The organism is Streptomyces sp. SID5785 (assembly GCF_009870065.1).
Taxonomy (GTDB): domain Bacteria; phylum Actinomycetota; class Actinomycetes; order Streptomycetales; family Streptomycetaceae; genus Streptomyces.
On sequence record NZ_WWIA01001107.1, the window covers coordinates 1 to 2,352 of the forward strand.

General features: G+C 74.6%; 2 protein-coding genes. One reads left to right on the forward strand and one right to left on the reverse strand.

Translation table 11 applies throughout. From position 1 onward, the window contains the following. Positions 1–58: 58 nt before the first annotated feature. Entirely contained in the window at positions 59–1,357 is a 1,299-nt protein-coding gene (locus GTW43_RS36040) for an amino acid deaminase (protein WP_161306188.1), read from the reverse strand. Positions 1,358–1,506: 149 nt separating this feature from the next. Between GTW43_RS36040 and GTW43_RS36045 the strand changes: the two genes are divergently transcribed. Next, positions 1,507–2,352: sugar kinase (locus tag GTW43_RS36045; protein WP_343246228.1), on the forward strand; the 846-nt coding region annotated here is incomplete at its 3' end.

Below are 2,352 nucleotides of genomic sequence, written 5' to 3' on the forward strand. Positions count from 1 at the left end.
CAGCGGCTTCGCCGCGGGGCGCGACCAGCCCCCACCAGCCGGTGGTGGAGGCCGGGGCTCAGAAGAAGGTACGGATGTACCCCGTCACCGTTCCGTCCACCTCGGCGACCGGGATGACCTGCCACTTGTCGAACGACGTGCAGGGGTGCGACAGGCCCATGCCGATCCAGTCGCCCACCTCCAGGCCGGCCCCGCCCTCCGTACGGACCCACCCGTGCTGGTCCGAGAGCCCCGTCACCGAGACCCCGGTGGCGTCGCGCAGCTCCCCCGTGCGTCCGTCCCGTACGACCTGCGCCTCGGGGAGGTCGAGGTCGTACGCCGCGTCGCGCTTGCCCGCGTTGGTGAAGGCCTGCTCCGGCGTCGGCCGGGACACGACCTGCGCCCACAGCCGGAAGGCAGGTTCGAGGGCGCCCTCCTCGGGGACCCGGTTGAACGGCGTCAGGTGCCGGTAGTGCCCGTCGTCGTGCGACACGTACGCGCCGGAGCGCAGCAACTTCAGGACGGGCGCGCTCAGTTCGGGAATCTCCGCGAAGACGTCCGCGACCGCGTCGAACCAGGCGGAGCCGCCCGCGCTGATCACGATCTCGTCCAGTGCGGCGAACCGTCCCGCCGCGTCGAAGTCGGCGGCCAGCGCGACGAGCCGGCGCAGCCACGCCCGCACCCGCTCGCCGTCGGCGTCCGGCACCTCGCCCTCGTACCCGGCGACGCCGACGAGCCGCAGCGTGGACGTGGCGGCGACCGCGTCGGCGACCCGCGCGCACTCGGCCTCGGTGCGGATGCCGGTGCGGGCGCCGTCGCCGGCCCCGAGCTCCACGACGACGTCCACCGGACGGGTCGCACCCGCGCCGCTCAGGGCGGCGTCCATCAGCTCGACGCCGCGCACGGAGTCGACGTAGCAGGCGAAGCGGAAGGCGGCGTCGCGGTCCATCTCGGCGGCGAGCCAGCGCAGCGCCGCCGCGTCGACGATCTCGTTGGCCACGAAGATCCGCTCGATGCCGAACTGCCGTGCCACGCGCACCTGGTGGGGTACGGCCAGCGTGATGCCCCAGGCGCCGCGGTCGATCTGCTGCTGGAAGAGCTGGGGGGCCATCGACGTCTTGCCGTGCGGGGCGAACGCGAGCCCGTGCCGCTCCGTGTACGTCTCCATGAGGGCGAGGTTGTGCTCGAGGCGGTCGGCGGAGAGCGCGAGGACGGGCGTGGTGAAGCCGTCCGTGAAGAGGTTCAGCCGGCGGTCCGCCAGCTCGCCGAAGGTCAGGCCCTCGGCCTGGGGCGGCAGGCCCTTGAAGCGGAAGTCCACCCGCTCGCTCGCGAGATCCTCCGGGCGGACCGGGCGCTCGACGGCATTGTCGGCGGTCATGGAGCCTCCTCCAGGCTTGCCTGTTGCATGATGTGCAACGGTCATTGCGTATGTCGCTCACTGCTGTCTAACATCCGAGCCAACGCCGGGTCAACGGAGCCGTTGGCCCCCGGCCCCCAGCCGTCCCCGCCGCGAGGAGATCCCGCACCGTGACCGCCACCGGACCCGTACCCGCCGCTGAGGCCGCCCCGGCCGCCGAAGCCGCTGAGGTCGTCGCGCTCGGCGAGTCCATGGTCACGTTCCGGCCCTCCGTTCCCGGGCGGCTCGCCGACGTTCCCTCCTTCGACCGCGGCATCGGCGGAGCCGAGTCCAACGTCGTGTGCACGCTCGCCGCCGCCGGCCACCGCACCCGCTGGGTCAGCCGCGTCGGCGCGGACGGCTTCGGCGACCACCTGATCGAGGCCGTCGGCGCGTACGGCGTCGACACCGGCGCCGTGCGCCGCGACCCCGCCCGTCCCACCGGCATCTACTTCCGCACGGCCGGCGACCGCGCCACCGACGCGCACGAGGTCGCCTACTACCGGGCCGGCTCCGCCGCCTCCGCGATGTCCGCCGCCAACACGGACCTCGATGCCCTGCGCTCCGGCCGCGTCCTGCACCTGTCCGGCATCACCGCCGCGCTCTCCGCCGACTGCCTCGGCCTGCTGCGCGCGCTCACCGCACCCGGCGCCGGGCGCCCGCTCGTCTCGTTCGACGTCAACCACCGGCCGGGCCTGTGGACCCGCCCCGACGACGCCCGCGTCCTGCTCGACCTGGCCCGCGGCGCCGACCTCGTCTTCGTCGGCGAGGACGAGGCCGAGGACGCCTTCGGCATCACCGGCGGGCCCGACGCGATCCGCGCCGCGCTGCCCGGACCCGGACTCCTCGTCGTCAAGCGCGGGGCCGACGGCGCCGTCGCCTACGAGGGCGCCACCCGCACCGAGGAGGCCGCCCCGCGCGTCGACGTCACCGCCGCCGTCGGCGCGGGCGACGCCTTCGCCGCCGGCTTCCTCTCC